4 protein-coding genes and 2 pseudogenes are annotated in these 4,547 nt (G+C 41.4%); 1 reads left to right on the top strand and 5 read right to left on the bottom strand.

The window, feature by feature from the left end:
* Nucleotides 1-160: 160 nt before the first annotated feature.
* The gene (locus ACEW80_RS16590; protein WP_373527651.1) at nucleotides 161-577 is read right to left on the bottom strand and encodes a hypothetical protein; all 417 of its coding nucleotides are present in this window, start codon (nucleotides 575-577) and stop codon (nucleotides 161-163) included.
* Between the two features lie 225 nt (nucleotides 578-802).
* Nucleotides 803-1,183: a hypothetical protein gene (locus ACEW80_RS16595; protein ID WP_373527652.1), complete on the bottom strand. Its 381-nt coding sequence runs from the start codon at nucleotides 1,181-1,183 to the stop codon at nucleotides 803-805.
* 141 nt (nucleotides 1,184-1,324) lie between these two features.
* Here ACEW80_RS16595 and ACEW80_RS16600 point away from each other — a divergent pair, with 141 nt between their 5' ends.
* Nucleotides 1,325-2,164: an Rpn family recombination-promoting nuclease/putative transposase gene (locus ACEW80_RS16600; RefSeq protein WP_373527653.1), complete on the top strand. Its 840-nt coding sequence runs from the start codon at nucleotides 1,325-1,327 to the stop codon at nucleotides 2,162-2,164.
* On the opposite strand, the pseudogene ACEW80_RS16605 reads toward ACEW80_RS16600, so the two are convergent.
* From ACEW80_RS16605 to ACEW80_RS16615, 3 genes and pseudogenes are all read right to left on the bottom strand, one after another.
* Nucleotides 2,165-2,884: pseudogene (locus tag ACEW80_RS16605) on the bottom strand (AAA family ATPase); the annotation flags it as partial.
* Nucleotides 2,885-3,044: 160 nt separating this feature from the next.
* Nucleotides 3,045-4,142: pseudogene (locus tag ACEW80_RS16610) on the bottom strand (helix-hairpin-helix domain-containing protein); the annotation flags it as partial.
* A 133-nt stretch (nucleotides 4,143-4,275) separates the two neighbouring features.
* Complete coding sequence (locus ACEW80_RS16615; protein WP_373527654.1) at nucleotides 4,276-4,407, bottom strand: hypothetical protein; 132 nt, start codon at nucleotides 4,405-4,407, stop codon at nucleotides 4,276-4,278.
* Between the last annotated feature and the right edge of the window lie 140 nt (nucleotides 4,408-4,547).

The following is a 4,547-nucleotide window of genomic DNA, read 5'->3' on the forward strand; positions in this document are numbered from 1 at the left end:
CGCTCCTGAAGGGGACTTGACGCCACGCTCACGTGAGCTAGATCAAATTCTTCGTTTAGCCGCCTAGACCACCAGTTGCAACTTTTTGATACTTAGCTCAGGAATTTAATTTCTGGGTCAATTTCTGCAAAAGTATAGTAAAGCTGTCAAAAATAATTCCTTAATCTAAATACAATGCTGAACTTTGAAATGCTTCTTCTGGCGTTCCATAAAAAGTACCATTATTAAATACACTAGGCTCGTATCTTTCATTACTATAGGTATAAAAAGCCTTTGTCCATTTCTCTTCATTCCCTTTGTAGCGTAATCGACACAGATGAATTGGTGTATTCTTGGCTCTCTCTATATATTCTGAGCGTGTTATTTTAAACATTGATAGATCATAACTATCTGGTAAAAATGGTTCTTTATAAGCATCTATGTAACAGAAATATCCCTTAAAACGGACATCAATACGTATGTATTTCCCCGCGTAATGCTGCTCTGCATAGTCTAATATTCGTTGCTTTGTTCTCTGTTTGACTTGCTCCGGGATTTTTACCCCTCCTGAATGTGGATCATTTATCCATCCTCTCATGATTAGCTCCTTCGGCAATACTGAGGCTGATGTTATACTGTTTAGATGCTAGCTGTCAGATTGAAACGCAACAAAAATAGCTTGAGCATCTGCACACTCCTGGAACAATCTTTCTACGTCTTGGTTAATGCGTCATCGGCTGGGACTGAGAGCGGTGTTGATGAATCTGATGGCTGAGGTTGAGATTAGGAACTGCCCTATTTTTGAACAACTGCTGAGAATTCATTATTCAAAAACTCCAGTTCTTTCAATAATAAACCATTCATGGTACAAGATTGCCAAGAAAAATTCTTCATTCTTCAGGCGATCGCATACTGCCATAAATCCCGAAAAGAATGGATCATCTTCATAGGTAGTATCTGATAGGAAAAGCGTTACAGAATTCTTATCTCCACTCCAGATACAACGGAGTATGGTGATATTAGGGTGATGTGATTTATCTACAGGTAATAATATTGAGCATTCTTCCACTGACAAAAATTCTGGTTCTTCATATCTTAAAACCGATGACCAACTTTCTGGACCTTCATGTTTCTCAATAATTCTATCCCACCTAACTGACTTAATTTTTTCCAGAGTTTCTGTCGATATTTCGGAAATTTTCATAGTTTTTACTAAAATTAATAAATTTTCATAATTAACATCTGGCATTCGGCATCAATTGCCATAAGTAGATTCAATTAATAGCCTAAAATAATGCCTATTCCTATATAATCATCATTATAATCCGAGGGGAAGACAAAAAGCATGATTGACCATGACCGTCTTTTCAAAGAATTACTATCTACATTTTTTGTTGAATTTCTTGATTTATTTCTGCCCCAAGTAGTCAGCCAAATAGACCGTGATTCAATCCAGTTTTTACCCCAAGAAATATTTACTGATGTTACCTCTGGGGAAAAAAAGGAAATTGATTTACTGGCTCAATGCCGCTTCCAGCAACAAGACACTTGTTTTCTAATTCACGTTGAAAATCAGTCCTATACTGAGACAGCATTTGCAAAGCGGATGTTTAAGTATTTTGCACGTCTGCATGAAAAATATGATTTGGCGATTTACCCAATTGTAGTTTTCTCCTTTGACGAACCCAAACGGGCTGAACCTCAAAATTATCGTGTCACCTTTGGCGATTTCAAGGTGCTGGAATTTCAGTTTGCAGCAATTCAATTAAATCGTTTAAGTTGGCGGGATTTTTTAACGCAGCCGAATCCGGTGGCAGCAGCACTGATGTCAAAGATGAATATTCGCCATCAGGAACGTCCGCAGGTAAAAGCAGAATGTTTACGGTTGCTGGCGACGTTAAAATTAGATCCAGCACGGATGAAATTAATTTCAGGGTTTGTAGATACCTATTTGCGGTTAGATACAACCGAAGAGCAAGTTTTTCAAGCGGCTATCGATACAATGGGGTTAACTGAGCGGGAGGAAATCATGGAAATTGTTACTAGCTGGGAACAAAAAGCTTTGGAAAAAGTAGCGGTGAACTTACTGCGAGAGGGTATGGCTGTTGAAGCAATTACGCGGGTAACAGGGTTAACGGTAGAACAAGTGCAGGAATTACAAGCAAAGCTGTCTCAAGAAAATTAACGCTAAAGTAATCTCATTGAGATCGGCATAGTCGTAAATCACAGTCCGTTCACCATACTGCACCATCACTTCCATCTCTTCAGTGTCAATGGCAATGATAATTCCCAAATCCCCGTTAAACACTTCACGCTGGTAATCATTCATTTGTTGAATGACCCGATCGCCAACTCGCAGCGTCATCCCACCTCTATTAATCTCCACCTTGGACAGTGTAGGTGGATTAATCAACTGCTGCAATACTGTATTGAGATTACGAGTACCGACTACCCCCCGTGTCATAGGACAAAGCACCTGAACATCAGTCGCCGGATTAAAACCCAGGCCGGGAATCAGGTCAGTAATCACCTCGCAAATTGCTTGTACACCATGCTCCGGCTGATGTCCGCCATCGTGCCACAGACAATCAGACACAGGATTGTCGGAGATTGGCTCGATTGTCGGATAAATTCCTCGATTAATTTGGTGAGCAGCAGTGATAATGGCACTTGTTTGAGCTTGGCGAAATACCTGGGTCAACCGCACCACAGGTACACGACCAGAATTTATCAAGTCAGCAAGTATTTGACCTGGCCCCACAGATGGTAACTGGTCAATGTCACCCACCAACAACAGTAGAGCGCCAGCTAATACTGCTTTCACTAAGGAGTAAGCCAGAAACAAATCAAGCATACTGGCTTCGTCAGCGATAATTGCCGTGTGGGGTAAAGGATTAAACCAATTCGCAATTCGCAATTCGCAATTACGGATAAAATTCTAAACTGAACCGTTGGGTTACAGAGCTAACAAGCTTATCTTTGATGAGCATGGTCTTAAATCACATAATGCGTCCAAGCTTTTGCTGATTTATAATTGCGAATTGCGAATTGCGAATTGCGAATTGTTTCGTCATTTCACCCAAGCGTTGAGCAGCGCGTCCAGTTGGTGCTGCCATTGCAATAGATTTGCCCATCGCTTTCCACAGGCTGACTATGGTGTGGGTGGTGAAAGTTTTTCCAACCCCAGGACCGCCAGTCAGAATCATTACTTTGGAATAAGCTGCTGTTTCTACTGCTTGTTGCTGTTGCTCGGAAAGCTGAATCTTATGACTAGCAGTGAAGCGCTCAATCCAGGCACGGACACGGGGGATATCCTGTATAATTGGTTGACTCAAGCGCCCAGATATCAGTTGTGCTAGGTTTTGCTCCGTGTAGAAGTAAGTAGGTTTGTAGCAAAGTACTGTTTTATCAGCATCATGCTCTCGAATTAGCTCATCTTTAAGAGCCATGTCTTTGATAGTAAGAGCGATCGCTTCCCCTATTGGTTGATGCTCCTCAGTAGTCAGCAGTTTAATCACCGATTCAATTAGTTCTGTCTGCGGTAAATAGCAATGCCCATCTTCCGCTGCCTCGCTCAAAGCATGAACAAGTCCAGCACAATATCTGAATTCGCTATCAGGTGCAACTCCCAGGTTACGGGCAATTTTACCAGCAGTCAGAAAACCGATACCGTAGATGTCGGTTGCTAGCTGGTAAGGATTATGGGTGACAGTAGCGATCGCTTCATCTTTATATTGTTTGTAAATTTTGACTGCATACGTGGTTGAAACGCCGTGGCTTTGCAAAAATACCATCACTTCTTTGATAGCTTTCTGTGTTTCCCAAGCGTTTTTGATTAAGTTGATTCGTTTTTTAGCGATACCCTGAACTTCAACTAATCGCTCAATCTGGTTTTCGATAATCTCAAGGGTTTCAAGCCCGAAGTGAGCGACAAGACGCTTGGCTGTAACTGTTCCTACACCTTTGATTAGACCACTGCCCAGATATTTTTCTATGCCCGTTAAGGTGGCTGGTTTTGTTTCTTTGTAGTTAACTACTTGGAATTGGGGACCAAATTGGGGATGATCGCGCCAGAAACCAGTTAACTGTAGAGTTTGCCCCGGCTGAATATTAGCAAAGCTGCCGACGATTGTTGTGAGTTCGGTGCTACGGGGGCGGGTCATTTCCAATTCGCAATTACCAATTCGCAATTCGCAATTATTACCCCATAACTAAAGTTAGGGGCTTGTATACTTGTACTACGTGTTCTGATTTTTACATAATTAAAACTAGGGGCTTATACCCTAAATGAAGCAATTATTCAATTACGTCTGCAATTGCGAATTGCGAATTGCGAATTGTTCGTAGGCGTTCTACGACTCCGGTGATTGTTTCCTGTTGAGGAAAGGCGTTTATTTGTTGAGGGGAAAGATTAGGAGGAGTGGACACAATACTGTTCGGTTAAGGGGAGATAGGAGGTGAAGTCAAAGATGTTTTGTTCGCGTATGTATTACGAGAACAAGAAAAGCGAAAAAAGTTGCTTGTACCTTACTATTGGCACGCTCAAAAAACTTAATTGTTAATTGATG

The sequence above is a fragment of the Nostoc sp. genome (assembly GCF_041747015.1).
Taxonomy (GTDB): Bacteria; Cyanobacteriota; Cyanobacteriia; order Cyanobacteriales; family Nostocaceae; genus Nostoc.